The sequence below is a fragment of the Xenorhabdus sp. BG5 genome (assembly GCF_015163665.1).
Classification (GTDB): Bacteria; Pseudomonadota; Gammaproteobacteria; order Enterobacterales; family Enterobacteriaceae; genus Xenorhabdus.
The window spans coordinates 44,940-65,504 of record NZ_JADEUG010000017.1 but is presented as its reverse complement, the minus strand read 5'-3'; the positions used below and the strand labels follow the sequence as shown (position 1 = coordinate 65,504).

20 protein-coding genes are annotated in these 20,565 nt (G+C 43.2%); 17 read left to right on the top strand and 3 right to left on the bottom strand.

Annotation, left to right across the window (positions count from 1 at the left end):
• Positions 1 to 31 precede the first annotated feature (31 nt).
• The 7 genes from IQ209_RS10805 to IQ209_RS10775 are packed head-to-tail and all read left to right on the top strand — an operon-like array spanning position 32 to position 7,105.
• Positions 32 to 610: an outer membrane lipoprotein carrier protein LolA gene (locus tag IQ209_RS10805; protein ID WP_193851329.1), complete on the top strand. Its 579-nt coding sequence runs from the start codon at positions 32 to 34 to the stop codon at positions 608 to 610.
• Positions 582 to 2,906, top strand: coding sequence for an MMPL family transporter (locus IQ209_RS10800; RefSeq protein WP_193851309.1), 2,325 nt, complete (start codon positions 582 to 584; stop codon positions 2,904 to 2,906). Before IQ209_RS10805 ends, IQ209_RS10800 begins: the two co-directional genes overlap by 29 nt.
• Complete coding sequence (locus tag IQ209_RS10795) at positions 2,903 to 3,466, top strand: DUF3261 domain-containing protein (RefSeq protein WP_193851308.1); 564 nt, start codon at positions 2,903 to 2,905, stop codon at positions 3,464 to 3,466. The genes IQ209_RS10800 and IQ209_RS10795 overlap by 4 nt, the downstream gene beginning before the upstream one ends.
• A gap of 3 nt (positions 3,467 to 3,469) precedes the next feature.
• Positions 3,470 to 4,651, top strand: coding sequence for a beta-ketoacyl-[acyl-carrier-protein] synthase family protein (locus IQ209_RS10790; protein ID WP_193851307.1), 1,182 nt, complete (start codon positions 3,470 to 3,472; stop codon positions 4,649 to 4,651).
• Entirely contained in the window at positions 4,651 to 5,130 is a 480-nt protein-coding gene (locus IQ209_RS10785) for a hotdog family protein (RefSeq protein ID WP_193851306.1), read from the top strand. Before IQ209_RS10790 ends, IQ209_RS10785 begins: the two co-directional genes overlap by 1 nt.
• The gene (locus IQ209_RS10780; RefSeq protein ID WP_193851328.1) at positions 5,127 to 5,858 is read left to right on the top strand and encodes a 3-ketoacyl-ACP reductase FabG2; all 732 of its coding nucleotides are present in this window, start codon (positions 5,127 to 5,129) and stop codon (positions 5,856 to 5,858) included. The genes IQ209_RS10785 and IQ209_RS10780 overlap by 4 nt, the downstream gene beginning before the upstream one ends.
• Positions 5,855 to 7,105: a beta-ketoacyl-ACP synthase gene (locus IQ209_RS10775; RefSeq protein ID WP_193851305.1), complete on the top strand. Its 1,251-nt coding sequence runs from the start codon at positions 5,855 to 5,857 to the stop codon at positions 7,103 to 7,105. The genes IQ209_RS10780 and IQ209_RS10775 overlap by 4 nt, the downstream gene beginning before the upstream one ends.
• A gap of 483 nt (positions 7,106 to 7,588) precedes the next feature.
• On the opposite strand, the gene IQ209_RS10770 is transcribed toward IQ209_RS10775, so the two are convergent.
• Positions 7,589 to 8,059: a VapA/VapB family virulence-associated protein gene (locus IQ209_RS10770; RefSeq protein ID WP_193851304.1), complete on the bottom strand. Its 471-nt coding sequence runs from the start codon at positions 8,057 to 8,059 to the stop codon at positions 7,589 to 7,591.
• Between the two features lie 648 nt (positions 8,060 to 8,707).
• Here IQ209_RS10770 and IQ209_RS10765 point away from each other — a divergent pair.
• The 4 genes from IQ209_RS10765 to IQ209_RS10750 all read left to right on the top strand — a co-directional run bounded on the left by IQ209_RS10765 (position 8,708) and on the right by IQ209_RS10750 (position 13,150).
• Positions 8,708 to 9,877 (top strand): MFS transporter, encoded by a 1,170-nt coding sequence (locus tag IQ209_RS10765; RefSeq protein ID WP_193851303.1) that lies wholly within the window; start codon positions 8,708 to 8,710, stop codon positions 9,875 to 9,877.
• A gap of 399 nt (positions 9,878 to 10,276) precedes the next feature.
• Positions 10,277 to 10,957 carry a DJ-1/PfpI family protein gene (locus IQ209_RS10760; protein WP_193851302.1) on the top strand — a complete coding sequence of 227 codons (681 nt, stop codon included), beginning with the start codon at positions 10,277 to 10,279 and terminating at the stop codon, positions 10,955 to 10,957.
• A 417-nt stretch (positions 10,958 to 11,374) separates the two neighbouring features.
• Positions 11,375 to 11,809, top strand: a complete 435-nt coding sequence (locus IQ209_RS10755; protein WP_193851301.1) for an acetyltransferase — start codon at positions 11,375 to 11,377, stop codon at positions 11,807 to 11,809.
• Positions 11,810 to 12,211: 402 nt separating this feature from the next.
• Positions 12,212 to 13,150, top strand: coding sequence for a VirK/YbjX family protein (locus IQ209_RS10750; RefSeq protein WP_193851300.1), 939 nt, complete (start codon positions 12,212 to 12,214; stop codon positions 13,148 to 13,150).
• A gap of 32 nt (positions 13,151 to 13,182) precedes the next feature.
• Here IQ209_RS10750 and IQ209_RS10745 read toward each other — a convergent pair whose 3' ends face one another.
• On the bottom strand, positions 13,183 to 13,779 hold the full coding sequence (locus tag IQ209_RS10745) for a GNAT family N-acetyltransferase (protein ID WP_193851299.1): 597 nt from the start codon (positions 13,777 to 13,779) through the stop codon (positions 13,183 to 13,185).
• A 330-nt stretch (positions 13,780 to 14,109) separates the two neighbouring features.
• Here IQ209_RS10745 and IQ209_RS10740 point away from each other — a divergent pair, with 330 nt between their 5' ends.
• Positions 14,110 to 16,131 carry an NADPH-dependent 2,4-dienoyl-CoA reductase gene (locus IQ209_RS10740; protein WP_193851298.1) on the top strand — a complete coding sequence of 674 codons (2,022 nt, stop codon included), beginning with the start codon at positions 14,110 to 14,112 and terminating at the stop codon, positions 16,129 to 16,131.
• Between the two features lie 77 nt (positions 16,132 to 16,208).
• Here the strand turns inward: IQ209_RS10740 and sstT are convergent, their stop codons facing one another.
• Complete coding sequence (gene sstT, locus IQ209_RS10735; protein ID WP_193851297.1) at positions 16,209 to 17,453, bottom strand: serine/threonine transporter SstT; 1,245 nt, start codon at positions 17,451 to 17,453, stop codon at positions 16,209 to 16,211.
• A gap of 628 nt (positions 17,454 to 18,081) precedes the next feature.
• On the opposite strand from sstT, the gene IQ209_RS10730 reads away from it, so the two are divergent.
• From IQ209_RS10730 to IQ209_RS10710, 5 genes are all read left to right on the top strand, one after another.
• A complete protein-coding gene (locus IQ209_RS10730) occupies positions 18,082 to 18,750 on the top strand; it encodes a DedA family protein (protein WP_193851296.1) in 669 nt (222 codons plus the stop codon).
• Positions 18,751 to 18,930: 180 nt separating this feature from the next.
• Positions 18,931 to 19,236 carry a YqjD family protein gene (locus tag IQ209_RS10725; RefSeq protein WP_099130803.1) on the top strand — a complete coding sequence of 102 codons (306 nt, stop codon included), beginning with the start codon at positions 18,931 to 18,933 and terminating at the stop codon, positions 19,234 to 19,236.
• 1 nt (position 19,237) lies between these two features.
• Positions 19,238 to 19,639, top strand: a complete 402-nt coding sequence (locus tag IQ209_RS10720) for a phage holin family protein (protein ID WP_193851295.1) — start codon at positions 19,238 to 19,240, stop codon at positions 19,637 to 19,639.
• The gene (locus IQ209_RS10715; protein ID WP_193851294.1) at positions 19,632 to 19,931 is read left to right on the top strand and encodes a YqjK-like family protein; all 300 of its coding nucleotides are present in this window, start codon (positions 19,632 to 19,634) and stop codon (positions 19,929 to 19,931) included. Before IQ209_RS10720 ends, IQ209_RS10715 begins: the two co-directional genes overlap by 8 nt.
• 199 nt (positions 19,932 to 20,130) lie before the next feature.
• Entirely contained in the window at positions 20,131 to 20,526 is a 396-nt protein-coding gene (locus IQ209_RS10710) for a DoxX family protein (RefSeq protein ID WP_193851293.1), read from the top strand.
• The last annotated feature ends 39 nt before the right edge of the window (positions 20,527 to 20,565 follow it).

Below are 20,565 nucleotides of genomic sequence, written 5' to 3'. Positions count from 1 at the left end.
CTGGATATTGCTGTTCCTGATAACAAGTTTTATGACAATCAATAACATGGCATATGCCGTTACCCTTGAGGAATTACAACAGCGATTTGCTCACCAGCCCGTTGTGCGAGCGAACTTCACACAAGTGCGGCAAATCCAGGGTATACCTCATCCCCTGTCTTCCAGTGGCCAAATGCTGGTTTCACAGCATAAAGGGCTATGGTGGCATCAACAAAAACCGTTTCCACTGACGCTGTTACTGGATGACAACCATATGGTGCAAATCATGTCTGGGCAAACACCCCAGGTGATCACCGCTGATTCCAATCCACAACTGTTTCAGTTCAACCACTTGATGCGGGCTCTTTTTCAAGCTGATCGGGCTGTACTGGAAGAAAATTTCAACATCGAATTTAGCGATCTTGGGCAAGAAAAATGGCGCTTAATACTGACGCCGAAAACGTCGCCTTTGGATAAACTGTTCACGGCAATTACGCTAAACGGCCAAACTTACCTTGATGCTATTTTATTGACCGATCGCCAGGGTGATCGTACAGAGCTCTCTTTTACCCACCACCGATTAACACCAGAGACGCTGAGTCATGAAGAAGAGCAATACTTCAAATTCTGAGCCACGTCCGCTGGCACTACTCTGGCTGTTAACATGCACTATCCTGCTGATATTGCTGGTAATCTTGTTACCTCAATCTCGCCTGTCTACCAGCGTATTAGCCTTATTACCTGCACAAAGTGCCGGAAACATGCCATCCGCCTTGCAAGAAGAGTTCATGCAACGTCTTGATCGCCAATTGGTGTGGATGGTCAGCCCCGCAAAAAACGAGGATACCGTCCCCGCTGAATACTGGCTGGAGCAGTTGCAAAAAACACCATTTTTAACCCATGTCAAAGGGCCAATGACCGCAGAGCAGCAACAAGCATGGGGTCGTTTTTACTATGAACACCGTAATGCGATGCTCGATCCTGCCACCCGTGACAGACTGAAAGAGAGTGGCAATCAACAGGCAAACTGGATTCTGTCTCAGGTTTACTCCGCATTCTCCGGTGTCAGCGGGCAAGAACTCAAGAATGATCCCTTGATGCTGGTCAGAGGATCACAACTGGCACTCCAGCAGACATCCAGCCAGTTGCGACTCCAGAATGGTTGGTTAGTTGCCAAAGATAATGCTGGCAGAAGCTGGTATTTACTTCACGGGGAGCTAAAAAGCGCTTCCTTTGATATGCAGCAAAGCCATCATGCTGTCACTGAGTTGAGTCAGTTACAGCAGTCTCTGGAAGCCCGATTTCCTGGTAGCGAAGTGATTTCACGGGGTACCCTGTTTTACAGCGATTACGCCACCCAGCAGGCAAAACACGATATTTCAACATTGGGCAGCGCCACAGTGCTCGGTGTATTGCTACTCATCTATGGTGTTTTTCGCTCCCTGAAACCTTTATTGCTGTGTGTGCTATCCATCAGTATCGGCGCCCTGGCAGGCACTGTCGTGACTTTAGGGATCTTTGGCGAACTGCATTTCATGACGCTGGTAATGAGCATCAGTATCATCGGCATTTCTGCTGATTACACCATTTACTACCTCACAGAGCGCATGGTACATGGTCAGGAAGTGACGTCGTGGCAAAGTATGCGGAAGGTCTTACCTGCCTTATTAATGGCATTGGCAACAACCGTCATTGCCTATCTCATCATGATGTTTGCGCCTTTTCCTGGCCTGCGCCAATTGGCTGTATTTGCGGCTGCGGGTTTAACCACTTCCTGTTTGACTGTCGTCTGTTGGTATCCGCGACTTGCGAAAAACCTGCCCGTGCGCCCGATTCCGGCGATGTTCATGCTCATGCGTTGGCTAGCAATATGGAGACACAATAGGCTATTTTATATGGGAATTCCTACAATATTGGCGATTTTTGCCGTACTGGGAATTTCCCGTTTGCAAATCAATGATGACATTGCCCAATTACAGGCTCTGCCACAGGAGATCCATCAACAGGAAAAAAGCATTGCCGACCTAACCGGACAGCAAAATGATCAGAAATGGTTCGTTATTTACGGTGATAATGCAGAACAAACATTACAACGGCTGGAATCCTTTATTCCCAAATTAGATGCAGAAAAACAGCAAGGGAATATCAGCCATTACCAACGATTCCCTCTCTCCTCTCTTGCTCAGCAACATAAGGATCTGGCTCTGCTCAAGGCGGCTATACCCAATATCGTTACTCGCCTGACAGAAGCCGGTTTATTAGTGAAACAGCCCGATATTCACGCTATGACCGTCACGCCGAATGACTGGCTCAATAGTGTCGTCAGCGAAGGTTGGCGATTGATGTGGATAACCCTGCCAAATGGACACAGTGGCGTTCTGCTTCCCGTCAATGGCGTTAAAAACAGTGTATTGATGCGCCAATTAGCAGAAAACCAGGAAGGTGTGAATTGGGTTGATCGCAAACTGGCTTTCGATGAGATGTTTCAGTTTTATCGAACCCTACTTGGCTGGTTGCTGACAGGTTCAGTCATGCTGATCGCTATCAGTTACATAGCACGGCTTGGCCCGCGTCGTGGTGTCATCAGCATATTGCCATCACTACTGTCCCTTGGCTGTGGACTGGCCGTTCTCGGTTTTAGTGGTCATAGCCTTAACTTATTTTCAATATTAGCGCTGGTTCTCGTGCTTGGCATTGGCATCAACTACACCCTGTTTTTCAGCAATCCTCGTGGTACTCCGCTGACCTCTCTATTGGCGATCAGCGTAGCAATGTGTACTTCCTTGCTTACACTAGGCATGTTGATGTTCAGTAGCACCCAGGCAATTAGTAGCTTTGGTATCGTGTTATGCAGTGGGATCTTAACGGCTTTCCTGCTGTCACCGCTGGCAATAGCGAAACGCCAAAAAAGGAAAAAACAATCATGATACGGTTATTCATCCTGTCTTTGATCTGCCTGCTGGTAGCTTGTACAAACGCTCCGCAAAACGGTACACCCAGTGCGTGGCTGAAACCCGGTGTACGTGTTTTATTGCCAAAGCCGACCATAACACCTGCCATTAATGAACAGCAACTGTTAACAGCCACGGTAAAAGGCAAACAGCAATCATTGATTGTGCTGCTTAACGCCAATGAACAGCATCTGTCACTGGCAGGGTTGTCTTCTCTGGGTATCCGGTTGTTCAAATTAGATTACGACAAAAATGGCGTTCATACCGAACAATCCATTATCTTGCCGGAACTTCCCCCTGCCAACCAAGTCCTGGCTGATATTATGCTCAGTTACTGGCCGGCTTCCGCCTGGCAGAGCAGACTGCCCGATGGCTGGAGGCTCAAGGATAGCGGCAACCTCCGTCAACTGCGTGATAAAAAAGGGAAATTAATCACAGCAATTCATTATGATACCCCAAATGGCAAACGACGCCCGATCCGCGTCCAGCAATTCGTTTTCGGTTACGACATCGCCATTCAGCATCTGGAAGAGTAAAACATGATTTATATTTCTGCCGTGGGTATGCTCAATGCCTTAGGCAATAATGTGGATGAGATTGCGCAGAATCTCGTGCTCAATCAATCACCTGGCATGTATGAGCGCTCAGGCTGGTTACAACCTGATAAAACCTGCTGTCTGGGCGGCGTTGACGGTGAACTCCCCGTCATCCCTGACAGCCTGTTGCAACATAATAGCCGTAATAATCGTTTGTTACTGGCTGCTTTGATACAAATAAAACCACAAGTGGACGAAGCCATCGTTCGCTATGGCCGGGAACGCATCGCGGTAATTATGGGAACCAGCACATCCGGCCTCGATGAAGGTGATCAGCATGTCAGCCGCACGATTCATCAACAATCAATTCATCAACAATCCGATGAGCATTACCATTATTACCAACAAGAATTGGGCGATCCTTCCCGCTTTCTTGCTAGTTACCTGAATATTGATGGGCCTGCATTTACCCTCTCTACCGCCTGTTCTTCCAGTTCACGGGCAATGATCAGTGGTCAACGCCTGATTGAAATGGGGCTGGTGGATGTCGCCATTGTGGGTGGAGCGGATACATTGAGCCGTATGCCAATCAATGGATTCAATAGCCTGGAATCCATTTCCCCAACTTTGTGTGAACCCTTTTGTAAGGATCGCCAGGGCATTACCATCGGAGAAGCCTCAACTTTGCTGCTGCTAACACGGGAACCCCAGCCGATAGCCTTACTCGGCGTAGGAGAATCAAGCGACGCATGGCATATGTCAGCCCCTCATCCTGAAGGAAAAGGTGCCATTGAAGCGATCACTATGGCACTGGGAAATGCCGGACTCTCTCCAGCTGATGTCGGTTACATTAACCTGCATGGAACGGGCACGAAATTGAATGATCAGATGGAATCCATTGTTATCAATCAGATTTTTGGTGAAAACACACCATGCAGCTCTACGAAGTTTTTAACCGGTCATACCCTTGGCGCCGCAGGTGCCTGTGAAGCGGGACTTTGCTGGTTACTGTTAACACGTAACTTACCACTACCCGCACAAGATTTTTCACGCTCCAGCATAGATACCTCACTACCTGCTTGTGGCTTGCTAACCCAATCACAACCACTAAAAAAATCGATTGTCATGTCAAATTCTTTTGCCTTTGGTGGCAACAATACCAGCCTGATATTGGGAGTAGCATAATGTCTGACTACTTATCGGTAGATCGTTATCTCCCGCATGAAGCCCCCATGGTGTTACTGGAAAAAGTGATCAACGTATCAAACAATCATGTCCATTGTCAGGTCACGGTCAACCAGGATGGGGTTTTATCCCCTTTTCTCAATGCAGAAGGCCATCTGCCGGGTTGGTTTGCTATTGAAATCATGGCTCAGACCATTGGGGTCTGGTCTGGTTGGCATCGCAAGGAAAGAAAAGAGGAAGATTCCACACTCGGCATGTTATTGGGGGGACGAGCAGTACGGTGCCAAGTCCCCACTTTCACACCAGGTAGTGTATTGGATATTCAGATGAATTTATTACTGCAAGATGAAAAATTTGGCAGTTTTGAAGGTGAAATCAGTTGTAATGGCACTGTACTGGTGACAGGCCGCCTGAACACCTACCAGCCTAACAAAACAGAACTCACACAATTCATAAATAAACAGGATGGAGTAGCATAATGCGTTCAGTTCTAGTGACCGGTGCCAGCAAAGGGATAGGCAGGGCAATTGCCTGCCGACTGGCAGCTGAAGGTTTTACTGTCATCGTACATTATCACCGCGATGCTAAAGGTGCGGAAGAGACACTGGAACACATTCAGGCAAACGGGGGCAGGGGTCGTATTCTGAATTTTGATGTTTCAGATCGAACGACCTGCCGTGAAAAGCTGGAAAAAGATATCGAAACCCACGGCGCTTACTATGGCATCGTCTGTAATGCCGGGATCACCAAAGATAGCGCTTTCCCAGCCTTAGAAGGCAATGACTGGGACAGTGTCATTCATACCAATTTAGATGGCTTCTATAATGTTATCCATCCTTGCGTCATGCCGATGATCGGATTACGACAGGGAGGACGTATCATCACCTTATCGTCCGTGTCTGGTTTGATGGGTAATCGCGGACAAGTCAATTATAGCGCAGCTAAAGCAGGGATTATCGGCGCAACAAAAGCGCTGGCAATCGAATTGGCGAAAAGAAAAATCACCGTGAACTGTATTGCACCCGGCCTGATTGGGACAGATATGATTCAAATGGAAGAAGTGGCTTTAAAAGAAGCGATGAATATGATCCCAATGAAACGCATGGGACAAGCGGAAGAAGTGGCGGGTCTTGCCAGCTACCTGATGTCTGATATTGCGGGATATGTCACCCGTCAAGTCATCTCAATCAACGGAGGGATGCTATGAACCACAATGCGCTATTCCAGCCTCGCAGGGTAGTGATTACAGGAATGGGTGGCATCACCGCATTGGGGCACAATTGGCACTCTGTTTCCGCGGGATTGCAAGCGGGCATGAATGCCGTACAACAGATGCCTGCGTGGGCAGAATATGATGGGCTTAATACCCACCTTGGAGCGCCGGTTACAGATTTTATTTTACCCGAACATTATACCCGTAAACGCATTCGTTCTATGGGACGTGTTTCCCTGATGTCAACGCGCGCCACAGAGCTAGCCTTAGAGATGGCAGGCTTGCTTAATGATCCAATACTAACCAATGGGGAAACGGGTATTGCCTATGGTTCTTCTACGGGCAGTACCAAACCGGTCAGCGAATTTGCCACCATGCTGACGGAAAAACACACCAATAACATCACAGGCACAACCTATGTGCAAATGATGCCCCATACGACGGCGGTTAACACAGGTCTGTTCTTTGGCTTGCGCGGCCGAGTGATCCCAACCTCAAGTGCCTGTACATCCGGCAGTCAGGCGATTGGCTACGCGTGGGAGGCTATCCGCCACGGTTACCAAACTGTAATGGTCGCAGGGGGCGCTGAAGAGTTGTGCCCATCCGAAGCGGCAGTATTTGATACGCTGTTCGCCACCAGCCAGAAAAACGAGGCACCGAAGACCACACCTTCCCCCTTTGATGTTAACCGCGACGGGCTAGTGATTGGTGAAGGTGCGGGGACATTAATCCTTGAAGAATTGGAGCACGCCAAAGCACGTGGTGCCAAGATTTATGGCGAAATTATCGGATTTGCCACTAACTGTGATGCTTCCCATATCACCCAACCAAAATCGGAAACCATGCAAATATGCATTGAAATGGCACTGAAATCAGCGGGCTTACAGCCATCCGATATCGGTTACATCAGCGCTCACGGTACTGCAACCGATCGGGGAGATGTGGCAGAGAGCCAAGCGACTGCCAATATTTTTGGCAATCAAACACCGATCTCCTCACTGAAAAGCTATTTCGGCCATACGCTGGGCGCGTGTGGTGCACTTGAAGCATGGTTAAGCCTGGAAATGATGAATGAAGGTTGGTTTGCCCCAACAATCAATCTCAACGAGATTGATCCCGCCTGTGGTGAGTTGGATTACATTATGCACCAGCCCTGTAAAATCCAAACCGAGTTTATCCAAAGCAATAACTTTGCCTTTGGTGGTATTAATACCTCGATGGTGATCCGACGTTGGGATTAATAATTGGGAACTTAAGGCCACTATAAGATCTGTCTCTTATACACAACTTTGTATCCTGCTGTTTTTTATATTAATTATTTTAAACTTCTCGAGGCAGCATTGGAAAATATTTCCTTTAAAATCAGTTGGGTATATTTATCAAATTGCGGTCATTTGCTCGTAATTTGAGATGTGACTAAAAGACAGACTATAAGATGGCCTTTTATCTAAATATTTATGGGCGTATCTGTTTCAATCCATTCGATTGATGGGCTATGTTCCTTTCACAACAAACATATTATTGCGGATTCGAAAAGAGGTTGATAATAGTCTAGTTATAATGAATTCGAATATAATCCAATATAATATGCAATCATTCTGTTGCCCTGATCAAAATAGGCTTCATTACGTGGTTTTGATTTATGTGTTGGCAACGATGATCAATTCACAAATGAAGCCTTTTTTATATTTAAAATAAAGCGTTATCACTTAATAGCCTGTATATTACTCCCAATAACCACCACCTCCAAGTGAGGAAGTTATCGTTCCTAATCCGGTACCGTTAAACTGAGCCACTTTCTGAAAAGACGCAATAAAACCTACAGTAATAGTTAGAGGTGTTACAACTGCAAGAAAGGATGTTGCTTCCCGATAAAGTACATCAACATCATCCGTATAGGACACAAAATCGCCGGAAAAACTTCCTTTTCCCGGAAATCCATATGCTCCAGCTTTTCCGTAAAAAGTTTTCAAACCCTCAACTTCTAGAGTAAATGTAGCATAAAAGATGTAACTAGTTAAATCCAAAGTAGCTTTATATATGCGCGTCTTGGGTTCCGATGACTTTATGATCGAATCATCTGTCGTTTTGTGCTTTAACATATTTGCTGTTTCTTCAGATAAAGATTCGATAATTTTCAGTTCCTTGCTAACAAGCAAAGAAAATTCTGATTCAGTAGATAATGGTTTATTCATAATATCCCCCGGATTTATAAATCGAGAAAAATTCATTGAAAACTTAATTTTTTCTGATTAAGAATATGTAAAAAAGAATAGCAATTAAGTCAGATTTAATATAAAAATAAACATTGTTACCCTTCATTACGGAATTTAATAGCTCTCGTAGATCCCTGTCAATTAATAAGTTAGAATAATTTATTAATCTATTTTTTACAGATCCTTATTTTAGAAAATAATAGCCCCAAACACTCAATAACCTTCAAGCAAGAAAAAAATATAATTAAGTTTGGTCTATAATAAAGGTATAGTACAAGTCCTGAATATTTTCAACAAGAAATTAATATTAGTTAAATGATCTTAGAATTTACATGGTCATTCTTAAATATGGGACGTCATGTCACTGATAGATCAGGCTTCTTTCGGCTCCAACCACAATCTCCTTTTTCCATAAATCTTTTCATTCATAAGTATCAGTTTTTCTCGTTGTATCTCTTTGTGAGAAAGGGCTATAGTCCGCACCACTCAAGGTTATTGAGTGACCTACCTACTGCTTAAATCACCAAGATATATTCCAGTCCTTGGCATATATCGTGGCGCCATTCGGCAAAATCTTGATGAGAAGCAGCGCATTTCTGGCTAATTTTTTATGTGGAGACGACAGTAGTGAAACTGCTGCGCAAGAATGACAGTGCATTTGCACCTGTCGCTGGCTTGACTGTTTTTGCCATTGCTTCTGGTTACCTAATGAGCTTAATTCCGTTGTCGATGGCAAGTTTCAGCATTGATACGGTTTACGCCAGTTGGTTAGCCAGTGCTTATTATGCCGGTTTATTAATCGGTTCAATGATGATTGAACCTGTTATCGCCAAGATAGGCCACCGTCTTTCATTCATTGTTTTTTTGTTGCTTTTGTCAGCGACCGTCATTGTATTGCCTTTTTTCCCAAATAAAGAAATTTGGTTAGTTGTGCGGTGTATTGCCGGCGTGGCCGTTGCCGGTATCTTTGTCGTGGTCGAATCCTGGCTATTGATCGGCGACAATCCCAAAGAACGTGCCAAGCGCCTGAGCTTTTATATGACTTCCCTTTACGGTGGGACCACTTTAGGCCAGTTATTAATTGGGCCTATTGGCACGCAGGGAACGATTCCCTTTATGGTAATTTCGGCACTGCTGTTTGTTGCGATTTTGCCTCCATTATTCATGCGTCATGGTCAGCCTCCTGCGCTCCACCACCAAAGTCTATCGCTGAGAAAAATGACTGAATTCAGTAAACCCGCGATCGTTGGTTGCATGACATCGGGTATTATTATGGGCACTATCTATGGTTTGATGCCTTTATCACTCAGCCAAAGTCATTTCAGTGCTGATCAAGTCGGTGTATTGATGGCAGCCATTATTCTAGGCGGAATGGTCATACAACCCATTATCAGTAAACTGTCCATTATCATGAGCAAAACTTTTTTACTGGCAATGGTCTCATTATTAGGTGTATTTGCCGTAGGAATGACCTATCTCTTTGAACATTATATTGTCATGATAGTGTCACTGGCTCTTTTGGGCATGTCATCTTTTGCGTTGTATCCCATTGCGATTACCCTTGCTTGTGACAAACTGGATGCATCCTATATTGTCGCGGCAAGCCAGGTCATGTTGTTAAGTTACAGTGTCGGTTCCGCCGTTGGGCCACTGGTAGCAGGGCATTTTATGCTACAACACTACTTTAAGGTTCAACACAATGGATTGATGAGTTTCTTTTTCATTGTGTTATTGGCTACCGCGATTTATATGCTGCTGGCGAGCTTGTACCGTAAAGATCGTGTACTGGTAAGCTAGTTACAAAATAAGCTGGATTTATATGAAAGCGTCGCAACTTGCGGCGCTTTTTTATTTTTCATCTCTTAATTTACACTGATCAAACAACAATTATTTTGGTCTATTTCCAATCTCAGTGGCAGGCATTTTCTTCCTGAGGAGAACGTTATGGCGTTTCGCAATAAATAGGTCGATTTTTATATGAGTCAACGTCATCAAGATCTTACACAACAGATCACTTCAGCAGCCATCTTTATACAAATTAAGCGCATTATTTTCTAATTTTAAAGACTAAAAAGATTGTTTTTCGCGAAGTGCGAAGCATTAGATTTTTTTGATATGGAGTAAAATTGAATCAATCTGATATTTACGTAAGACAATTCTACATTAAGTTTTTTCATGAGCTATTTGGAGAATAATATGAAAATTGCCTTCCTTTTATATCCCGCAGTCACTCAGCTTGATTTTGCTGGCCCCGCGCAAATTCTCACTCGCCTTAAAGATGCTTCAGTACATTTTGTTGCCAAAACAAAAGACCCTGTTGCCACAGATGCTGGATTTTCAGTCATACCAACAGATTGTTTTGGCGATATACACTCTGCCGATATTTTATGTGTTCCCGGTGGTTTGGGCAGTACTGAAGCAATGGAAGATGAAGAAACCCTATCTTGGGTTGCTAAAATTGGTGAGCAAAGTCAATGGATTACAAGTGTTTGCACAGGTTCTATGATTTTAGCTGCTGCCGGACTTTTAAAAGGATATCGTGCAACATCACATTGGGTGGTACGTGATGATCTAGCATTTTTTGGAGCAATTCCAACACAGGAACGTGTTGTTTTTGATCGCAATCGTGTAACGGGGGGTGGCGTCACTGCAGGTATTGATTTTGGTTTTGCGCTTTCTGCCACCATTCAAGGGGAAGATCACGCCAAGCTGATACAACTTGAATATGAATATGACCCCGCAATGCCTTTAGCTGGAGGTACACCTGAAACTGCCGATGCGCATATTTTGGCTCAAGCTAACAACAACTTAGAATATATGCTACCAAACCACCGTGAACGCATTGTCAAGATCGCTGAACGCTTTGGATTTCAGTAATAGTTTTATGCCAACAACCAGTTTACATGATGATGCAATGGTGCGACTTCTCAGTGAACATCCTGAGTTCAGTATGTCTGCGTCAAACATTTGTTGTTCTGGTCGCATTAATGGCTTAATTCTGCCAAATTATCATCGAAAACCGTCCGATTTGATATCAACGACGGTTTTCAAACCCTATGTTATGCATCATTTAAGATGCAGTATATATTGATTATCTTAACTGACGTAAACAAGAACAATTATTATGCCAGTGTTGGTTTCGTTGAAGTTGGTATTGATTGCTGGTTATGAGTACACACAATCCGTGCTTAGGGACCAAGCGCCAGCGTTTGTATTACACATTTTTAACTTTAAGATAGCCGAAAAAACATCCATACTGAAACCGAAATCAACAGAAAAATTTAGGGGTATGAAATGCAAATACAACAAGCCACCAAAGCCGATTTTTCGACACTAATTCAAATTTGGGAGGCATCTGTACTTGCTACTCATGATTTCTTACCCAAGTCTATGATAGAGGTTTTACGCCCACAAATCCTTAACGATTATTTACCCACTCTCACTGTTTATAAGGCGGTAGATGTACAAGATAATATCGTAGGATTTATTAGTACCGATCAACATCGAGTAGAAATGTTGTTTATTGCGCCACAAGCGCGAGGAGCAGGGATCGGTAAGATGTTACTGCAATTTGCTATTAATGAATTACAGATCAACGAATTGGATGTCAACGAGCAAAATACACAAGGCGTCGGCTTCTACCAATATATGGGATTTCAGGTATTTTCTCGTTCAGAGCTTGATGGACAAGGGAATCCATTTCCTTTATTACACATGAAACTGGCTTGAAAATTTAGAAATATTAAAGAAAAACAATACATAAATAAGATAAAAGTAACATATAAAGCATAAATATCATTTAAGGAATAATTTATTAAATAAAATAGGCATTATTTTTTATAAAAAATGATAATAAAATAATACTCTTTACTATAAAAAATAAATAAAATTAAAGTAAATGCATATTTTGCAAACATATAGGTAGAATTTGATAAATCAATGATATAATGCCACCTTGTCTATTCCCATCACCTTTCAAGTTACAGCTTTGCTGGCTACGTCCACATCCCTTAGTCACGTAGTTATCAACACAGAGTTCGCTCTGCTCTTGGGGGTTACCCTTTTGCCACTGTGCTACAACTTGAAACCTAGTGGGTATAAATATCTTTTACTTTTGTTGAGCTTGAGTTAATGAGTTATTTACAACAACCTACGTCTTCAGGAATGAAGCTATTTGCTGATCTTGTCGGAAAACGAATTATCCCAGGGGAGCTCTGGTATTCTTCCGGTACCCGTACTAAATTTGCCCTACGCAGCCTTCTGACCCCCATTTCGACATTAAAACTGTTGAATGGTATCACCAGAACGCCTCATTATCTGGATATTTTGAAAAAACAACCCAGTTGGCCTTGTAAATTACATCGTCCATACTTAAGCATTAATTTTAAGCGTAACCAGATTGTTGGCGCGCTGAATGATCATTATCAAATATTATTCAAACAGTTAGAATCTACGGTTATTAATCGAATTTTTGCGGTTCAGGCTTATTTACTGGCTACTATTCAAGGGAAAAATGAAACATTTCTGATATATATTGATGCACTGGACAACCTGAATAAAGAAGGTGAACTTTCTCTTTATATTACTACTGCGGAGAATGTTATTCTGGCCAAGTGTGCTTTCACTTTATTAACCATTGATGGCAAACAGACACTCTTTATTGGTGCACTACAAGGGCCAACTAAAGGGGATAATTCTCTGGAGATTATCCGCCATGCAACTAAAGAGTGTTATGGATTATTCCCCAAGCGCCTGTTGATTGAGGCTATTTGTCGTTTTGCCGATCATATGAATTGTGAACAAATCCTGGCAGCCAGTAACGAAACTCATATTTACCGTAGCATCCGTTATTGGCATAAAAAGAAAAATAAGATGGTGGCCGATTACAATTCTTTCTGGGAATCGCTAAGTGGCGTCAGAAAGGAAAATAATGATTTCCATTTACCATCATGCATAGAAAGAAAATCTTTGGATGAGATCCCCAGTAAAAAACGCGCCGAATATCGCCGTCGCTATCAATTACTGGATGATCTGGAAAACGGTATCAAGGCATCCCTGAAAGCCGCCTGATTTCCTGCCAGAAAGAAATACCAATTAGACACTCAACGTGGCTTCGTCATTAACCATGTAAGATGCGTTTTAATGGCGGGCCATTCATTGAACAGAATGCTATAAACACAAGTATCCCTTACTGAACCATCTTTGGCTCGCTGGTGATGACGCAAAATCCCATCCAGTTTTGCTCCCAATCGTTCAATCGCCTTGCGGCTTTGATGGTTTAAAAAATGGGTACGGAGTTCCACGGCAACGCATTCCAGCTCCTCAAATGCATACTGCAACAGTAAAAACTTGGCTTCAGTATTAATCGCTGTGCGTTGGACAGAATGCGCATACCATGTAGAACCAATTTCCAATCTGGGAATATTCGCATCAATATTCATATAAGTTGTCATGCCAACCGCTATCCCCGTTGCATTATTGATGACAGCAAAAGGTAACATGCTGCCCTTGCTATGCAGGGTTAAACGACGTTCAATTTCCGTCTGGACATTGGCAGGATCAGGCACACTGGCATACCACAGCTTATGTAACTGCCCATCCTCAATAGCACGAACAAATTCATCATGTCTATCATGTGACAAAGGTATTAAAGTCACACTTTTTCCGGTTAACGTCACCCAATCTGTTATTTTTCCCATAATTACATCTCTCCCCACTTATTTCTCTGACACCTGTTTCCTGCCAAGGCTTAATTATTCATCATTCCGTAAGAATATACTCACAGTATGCACCGTTAAAAACATGCGGCAATCATCAATAAGAGGAATTTCTCGCCTCAATAGATTTTCATTAAGGGACGATTGAAACTCTATTTCATGATATTTGTCACAATCAATTAACAAAGTGGTTCCAATAATGCCGGAACTGTCTAAATTTAATCATCATCTCATCCGACCACTTAGGCTGTTTAGCTTCATATGGAAAACAATAATATTTCTTGAGCTACCAAATATTTGATGGAGAATGCAATGAGCAATTACCCTCACCTGCTTGCACCGCTGGATTTGGGCTTTACCACACTAAAAAACCGTGTATTGATGGGTTCAATGCACACGGGGCTTGAAGAACATCCCGACGGTGCCCAACGTTTAGCCCAATTTTATGCAGAACGGGCAGCGGGAGGCGTCGCACTGATTGTGACCGGCGGTATCGCACCAAACCCGCAGGGCGTTGTTGCGGCAGGAGCAAGCATCCTGAATAGTGAAGCTCACCTGCCTCACCACAAGTTTATTACAGAAGCGGTACATCAGGCAGGGGGAAAAATTGCTTTACAAATCCTGCACGCCGGACGCTACAGCTATCAGAAAAATTCTGTTGCACCTTCAGCCATTCAAGCCCCGATTACCCCCTTTATGCCGAGAGAAATGTCTGAGAACGACATCCGGCAGACAATCAAGGATTTTGCCCACTGTGCCCAACTGGCACAACAAGCTGGCTATGATGGCGTGGAAATCATGGGCTCAGAAGGTTATCTCATCAATCAGTTTCTGGTCACACGCACCAATCATCGACAGGATCAATGGGGGAGAACTTTCGAAAATCGCATGCGCTTTGCACTAGAAATTGTCAAAGCGGTCCGTGCTATCACGGGGGAACGTTTTATCATCATCTACCGCCTTTCTATGCTGGATTTAGTGGAAGATGGCTCCAATTGGCAAGAGATCGAACAGCTGGCACGGGAGATTGAAAAAGCAGGGGCATCCATTATCAATACCGGCATCGGCTGGCATGAAGCCCATATTCCAACGATTGCCACGATGGTACCCAGAGCCGGATTTAGCTGGGTTACGCAAAAGTTGATGGGGAAAGTCAGCATCCCTTTAATTACAACCAACCGCATCAACAGTCCCCTGGTTGCCGAACAAGTTCTCAGTGAGGGCTGCGCTGATATGGTTTCTATGGCACGCCCTTTTCTTGCTGATGCCGAATTTGTATTGAAAACTGAACAGGACCGTGTTGATGAAATCAATACCTGCATAGGCTGTAACCAAGCCTGTCTGGACAGAATATTTGTCGGCAAGCTGACCTCTTGTCTGGTCAATCCACGAGCCTGCCATGAAACGGAATTTATTGCCGCTCCTGCCATCCCCCCCAAAACCATTGCTGTCATCGGTGCCGGACCAGCGGGATTATCCTTTGCTGTCACAGCGGCCAGCCGAGGACACCATGTCACGCTGTTTGAACGAGAAAACCAAATCGGCGGGCAGTTTAATATCGCCAAACAGATCCCTGGCAAAGAAGAATTTCATGAAACTTTACGCTATTTTGAACGTCAATTAGCATTGAACGGCGTCGAAGTATGCCTCAACCATACGGCAACTGCCGACCAACTTTTATCGTTTGATGAAGTTGTCATCGCGACAGGGATCATGCCACGCATCCCCAATATAGATGGTATTGAACATGGAAAGGTGCTGACTTACCTTGATGTATTGAAACATAAACGGCAAGTCGGAAAACGGGTCGCCATTATCGGTGCGGGAGGCATTGGTTTTGATACTGCTGAGTATTTGAGTCAAAGTGGACAAAGCACCAGCTTAAGCAGCCATGCTTTTAGCCATGAGTGGGGAATTGATCGGACAATGATGCACAGGGGAGGATTACGACCAGAAGGTGCCCAGGTCGAACGTTCCCCTCGTAAAATCTATCTGCTGCAACGCAAGGATACCAAAGTCGGGGATGGCTTAGGAAAAACTACAGGTTGGGTGCATAAAACTAGCCTGTTAATGCGGGGCGTAACGATGTTAAACAGTGTTCAATACTTGAAGATTGATGATCAAGGATTACATATCCGCCGTGGCGACGATCAACAATGCCTTGAAGTAGATAATGTGATTATTTGCGCAGGACAGGAACCCTTGAAAACACTCTACCAACCGTTACAAGCAATGGGAAAAAATGTGCATATCATTGGTGGAGCAGATATTGCCGCCGAGTTAGATGCGCGCAGGGCAATCGCTCAAGGGGCCCGATTAGCACTTAACATGTAATGATCAATAGCGCTAAAGCTTAAAAACAAAAACGGTGATAATTTGTACTCATCTGATTATCACCGCTTTTATGCTGATTAACGCTGCGCCAGTCGATCCGCCGCAATACGAGACTCTTCGGCCTGACAAGCGGCGGCAGTAAACAGCACATCAGTGGAGGAATTCAGCGCAGTTTCAACGGAGTCTTGCACTACACCTATAATCATACCTACTGCAACAACCTGCATAGCGACTTCATTAGAAATCCCAAACATACTGCATCCTAACGGAATTAACAATAAAGAACCGCCAACAACTCCCGAGGTGCCACATGCAGCCACAGCAGACACTACGCTCAACAAAATGGCGGTTGGTATATCAACACTGATACCCAACGTATTTACAGCAGCTAATGTCAATACGGTTATAGTAACTGCTGCACCGCCCATATTGATAATGGCCCCCAAAGGAATAGAAATTGAATAAGTATCTTCATTTAAATTCATGCGACGGCACATTGCCATATTAACAGGAATATTTGCCGCAGAACTGCGAGTAAAGAACGCAGTTATTCCACTTTCACGCAAGCAAGCGAAAACTAACGGGTAAGGATTACGACGAATTTTCCAAAAAACAATTAATGGATTAATTATTAAGGCCATGAAAACCATACACCCTAGCAATACAGACAATAATTGCACATAATCTAATAAAACGTTAAATCCTGTTGTTGCAATCGTTGCAGATACCAATCCAAAAATCCCAATAGGTGCAAAACGAATAATCACACGCAAAACTTGCATTACTGCTTCTGCTATATCATGAAGTATAAATTTAGTTGACTCTTTTCCGTGACGTAAAGCAATACCCATTCCTGTTGACCATGCTAATATACTGATATAGTTGGCATTTATAAGCGCATCAATAGGATTAGCTACTATATTGAGCAATATTCCTTTCAGAACTTCAATAATGTTTTCTGGTGGTAATACCTGAATATCATTCGTTACTAACGTCAACGTCGATGGAAATAGCATACTACCAACTACAGCTACAATCGCTGCTAGGAAAGTTCCTAACAGATATAGGAACAGTATGGGACGAATGCTACTTTTCTGGCCTGCTTTATAATTTGCAATCGAAGACATAACCAATACCCATACTAAAACAGGTGCTGCCGCTTTTAATGCTCCAATAAAAAGTGTCCCTAACAATTCAGCTGATTTAGCCACAGAAGGAGCCAACCATGCCAGTAGTATCCCCAGTATTAATCCGACAAGGATTTGTTTTACCAAGCTTCCTTGTGCGATAGACTGCACAAAGTTTGTTTGTTGTTTTTTCATAGCTTATCCATCAATGGCGACAAACAATAATTCATTGCAATATACAGATAACCCAACAATTGATAACAATTTATTTACATTTATGTGATCAAAACTGCACTTTTTTCATCCAATACATTCTTAGGTATTCATGATGTAATAGGTGTCACCACAAGAAGCAAAAAATTAATCTATTAATTCAATCAATTACTAAAAAACCCTTTCAACAATAGGCGCAGATTATTTATCGAAAATGAATAGCATTGAGAAATTACTTTCCACTATTAATCAAATAGCAAGCATGAATTTAACTGGCAAGAGATATAAATTTAGCCATTTCACACGCCAAATTACTCATTAATGATATTTTGTAAAATTTCATCTATCGATTAATTAATTGAGATATCTAAATGAATTAATTTTTACATTTAGGTAAATGTTCAATTGATCAACAAAATCTTCTGTCTCGATACAGCTGATTTTGTTAAAGTGTGCCAGTCGATCTTTATGCCACTTTGAAGGGATTTCGAGATCATTTTATGACAACTGATATTAATTACTTTTGACTGCAAAGTATTTAATAGAAATTAACCATAAATGCACCATAAAAGTAAGATGTAATCCTTAATCCGTGTTTTAGGAACATTTGATGGAAATTGTAACAGACCTTATTTATGCACTCTGGCACCAAGATTACGAAACATTGGCTAATCCGTCGTTGGTATGGGCAATCTACATACTGCTATTTACCATCTTGTTTCTGGAAAACGGGATATTACCTGCGGCCTTTTTACCGGGCGATAGCCTGCTCATATTAGTCGGTGTTTTAATTGCAAAAGAAACCATGAGTTTTCCTGTAACATTAGTCATTCTCACCACCGGCGCCAGCCTCGGCTGCTGGATCGGATATCTTCAGGGAAGATGGCTTGGCAATACAAAATTAGTTCAGGGCTGGCTGTCACATCTTCCTGCACATTATCATCAACGCGCACATAACTTATTCCATCGTCATGGCTTATCTGCCTTACTGATAGGCCGTTTTATCGCCTTTATCAGAACATTATTGCCAACACTGGCAGGCCTTGCAGGGCTAAAAAATGGACGTTTTCAAATATTCAATTGGCTTAGTGGGTTCATGTGGGTAGTTATTCTAACAACTTTGGGTTATGCCCTTGGTAAAAGCCCTCTGTTCCGCCAGTATGAAGAATATCTGATGAATTTTTTGGTACTGTTACCTGTAGGCCTATTGCTCATTGGCTTAATTGGCAGCCTGACGGTCATTTGGCGCAAAAAGCGTGCTAATAAATCTCTATCATAACTTTTTTCCTCTAGTGACCCTGTGGTATGGTCGCGAAAATACCACAGGATATCGCCCTTTTCGTTCCTTTAAGGTTAATCTGCAATATATTGTGACAATTTTTCACCCACTTCACTTTCATCTCTTGATAAAAACGTCTATGTTTGAAATTCATCCATCGTATATTTAAGGAGACAGGCAATGCCACAAAAGAAAAGCTCTGAAGATCTACGTGCTGAATTACAATCTCTTGCGGATACGCTAGAAGAAGTTCTCAATAGCTCCGGTGATAACTCAAAAGCGGAACTGGAAAAACTACGCAGCAAGGCAGAAAGAACGTTGAAAAATGCACGAACTACGCTCAGTGAAGCTAGCGATAAACTGGTTGGTCAAACCAAAGAAATTGCCGGTCATGCGGATAGTTACGTTCGTGAAAATCCGTGGGCCGGTGTCGGTATAGGTGCGGCTATTGGCGTTGTATTGGGCGTTCTGCTTTCAAGGCGCTGACATGACTCAATCTCCTCACGCGAAAGGCCCAGGAAAAGGACTCTTTGATACTGTACGGCGAGTCGCGGCAATTGCTGTTCACATGGTTGAAACTCGCATCCAACTCGTTGCTGTTGAGTTGGAAGAGGGAGCGGCAACACTGGTACAACTGCTACTACTGGCAGGATTAACATTACTATTTGCGGGCTTTAGCCTGATGTGCCTACTGGCACTGATATTCTGGGCCACCGATCCCGCCTATCGAATAATGGCAATCGCTATCACTGCCGGAATGTTGCTCCTCCTCGCCGTATTTAGTGCAATATGGACGATAAAAAAGGCGCGAAAGCTGGCCTTTCTTAACACCACTCGAACACAATTGCATGTTGACCGCAAAATGCTGGAGGATGATTCGCATGAATAAGTCGGATCGTCAGCGGAATTTGCGAAAGCAGCAGCTATTAAAAGAGATCCAGCAACAACGACAGTTACTTGCTACTTATGGCCAGAACTGGCTTGAAGTGACACAACCCTATGATAAAGGCTGGCAAACCCTTATTGCTTTTAAGCCTTATGTTGCTATCGGTTCTGGCCTTGCCCTGCTTTACGGACTCCGTCACCCCAGGCCGTTTTATCGCTGGTCACGTCGTATAATCAACATCTTCGGTATCATAAAAATTGTACGAAACACACTATATAAAAATTGTTGGTATTAATTTTTAAATACCAACCCATCTTTCAAAAAAACTGCATGAAATAGTTAATATTCCTTACTATCAACCAATAATACCTCTCCGTAGAATACTTCCCATCAGATAATGATTAACAAATCGTGCTGTTCAGCCCGTTTTTTGGACAATAAAAGCTAAACAGACAGTTTATTTATCGCGGCCTGCGGTATTTGTGGAGACAATCATGAAAAAATTTGAAGATAGTGGCCTGTTGGTTGCCCGTATTTTAATATCCGTTCTTTTCATTATCGCAGGATATGGAAAACTAGGTAATGCCTATGCAGGAACGCAAGAATTTATGGAAGCCATGAAGGTGCCAGGCATTCTATTACCACTGACTATCTTACTTGAACTAGGGGGCGGGCTTGCTATGATGCTCGGCCTGTTGACCCGCACCACGGCGGTATTTACATTTATTTTCTGTATTCTGACCGCGCTTCTGTTCCATAGCGATTTTTCAAATGACCTGAACCTGACTATGTTCCTGAAAAACGTCTCCATCAGCGCAGGCTACCTGTTACTGGCTATGATGGGACCAGGAAGATTCAGTATTGACCATGTAATGAAGAAAAATTGGTAATCGAAGAAAAACAGATCATTTCCCTTTCTTTTTATAGCC

What these genes read in the sequence shown, in the direction of transcription:
- IQ209_RS10805 (WP_193851329.1), top strand. Translation starts at nt 32, where the DNA reads ATGACAATCAATAACATGGCATATGCCGTTACCCTTGAGGAATTACAA.
- IQ209_RS10800 (WP_193851309.1), top strand. Translation starts at nt 582, where the DNA reads ATGAAGAAGAGCAATACTTCAAATTCTGAGCCACGTCCGCTGGCACTA.
- IQ209_RS10795 (WP_193851308.1), top strand. Translation starts at nt 2,903, where the DNA reads ATGATACGGTTATTCATCCTGTCTTTGATCTGCCTGCTGGTAGCTTGT.
- IQ209_RS10790 (WP_193851307.1), top strand. Translation starts at nt 3,470, where the DNA reads ATGATTTATATTTCTGCCGTGGGTATGCTCAATGCCTTAGGCAATAAT.
- IQ209_RS10785 (WP_193851306.1), top strand. Translation starts at nt 4,651, where the DNA reads ATGTCTGACTACTTATCGGTAGATCGTTATCTCCCGCATGAAGCCCCC.
- IQ209_RS10775 (WP_193851305.1), top strand. Translation starts at nt 5,855, where the DNA reads ATGAACCACAATGCGCTATTCCAGCCTCGCAGGGTAGTGATTACAGGA.
- IQ209_RS10770 (WP_193851304.1), bottom strand. Translation starts at nt 8,059, where the DNA reads ATGAATAAACCATTATCTACTGAATCAGAATTTTCTTTGCTTGTTAGC.
- IQ209_RS10760 (WP_193851302.1), top strand. Translation starts at nt 10,277, where the DNA reads ATGAAAATTGCCTTCCTTTTATATCCCGCAGTCACTCAGCTTGATTTT.
- IQ209_RS10755 (WP_193851301.1), top strand. Translation starts at nt 11,375, where the DNA reads ATGCAAATACAACAAGCCACCAAAGCCGATTTTTCGACACTAATTCAA.
- IQ209_RS10750 (WP_193851300.1), top strand. Translation starts at nt 12,212, where the DNA reads ATGAGTTATTTACAACAACCTACGTCTTCAGGAATGAAGCTATTTGCT.
- IQ209_RS10745 (WP_193851299.1), bottom strand. Translation starts at nt 13,779, where the DNA reads ATGGGAAAAATAACAGATTGGGTGACGTTAACCGGAAAAAGTGTGACT.
- IQ209_RS10740 (WP_193851298.1), top strand. Translation starts at nt 14,110, where the DNA reads ATGAGCAATTACCCTCACCTGCTTGCACCGCTGGATTTGGGCTTTACC.
- sstT (WP_193851297.1), bottom strand. Translation starts at nt 17,453, where the DNA reads ATGAAAAAACAACAAACAAACTTTGTGCAGTCTATCGCACAAGGAAGC.
- IQ209_RS10730 (WP_193851296.1), top strand. Translation starts at nt 18,082, where the DNA reads ATGGAAATTGTAACAGACCTTATTTATGCACTCTGGCACCAAGATTAC.
- IQ209_RS10725 (WP_099130803.1), top strand. Translation starts at nt 18,931, where the DNA reads ATGCCACAAAAGAAAAGCTCTGAAGATCTACGTGCTGAATTACAATCT.
- IQ209_RS10720 (WP_193851295.1), top strand. Translation starts at nt 19,238, where the DNA reads ATGACTCAATCTCCTCACGCGAAAGGCCCAGGAAAAGGACTCTTTGAT.
- IQ209_RS10715 (WP_193851294.1), top strand. Translation starts at nt 19,632, where the DNA reads ATGAATAAGTCGGATCGTCAGCGGAATTTGCGAAAGCAGCAGCTATTA.
- IQ209_RS10710 (WP_193851293.1), top strand. Translation starts at nt 20,131, where the DNA reads ATGAAAAAATTTGAAGATAGTGGCCTGTTGGTTGCCCGTATTTTAATA.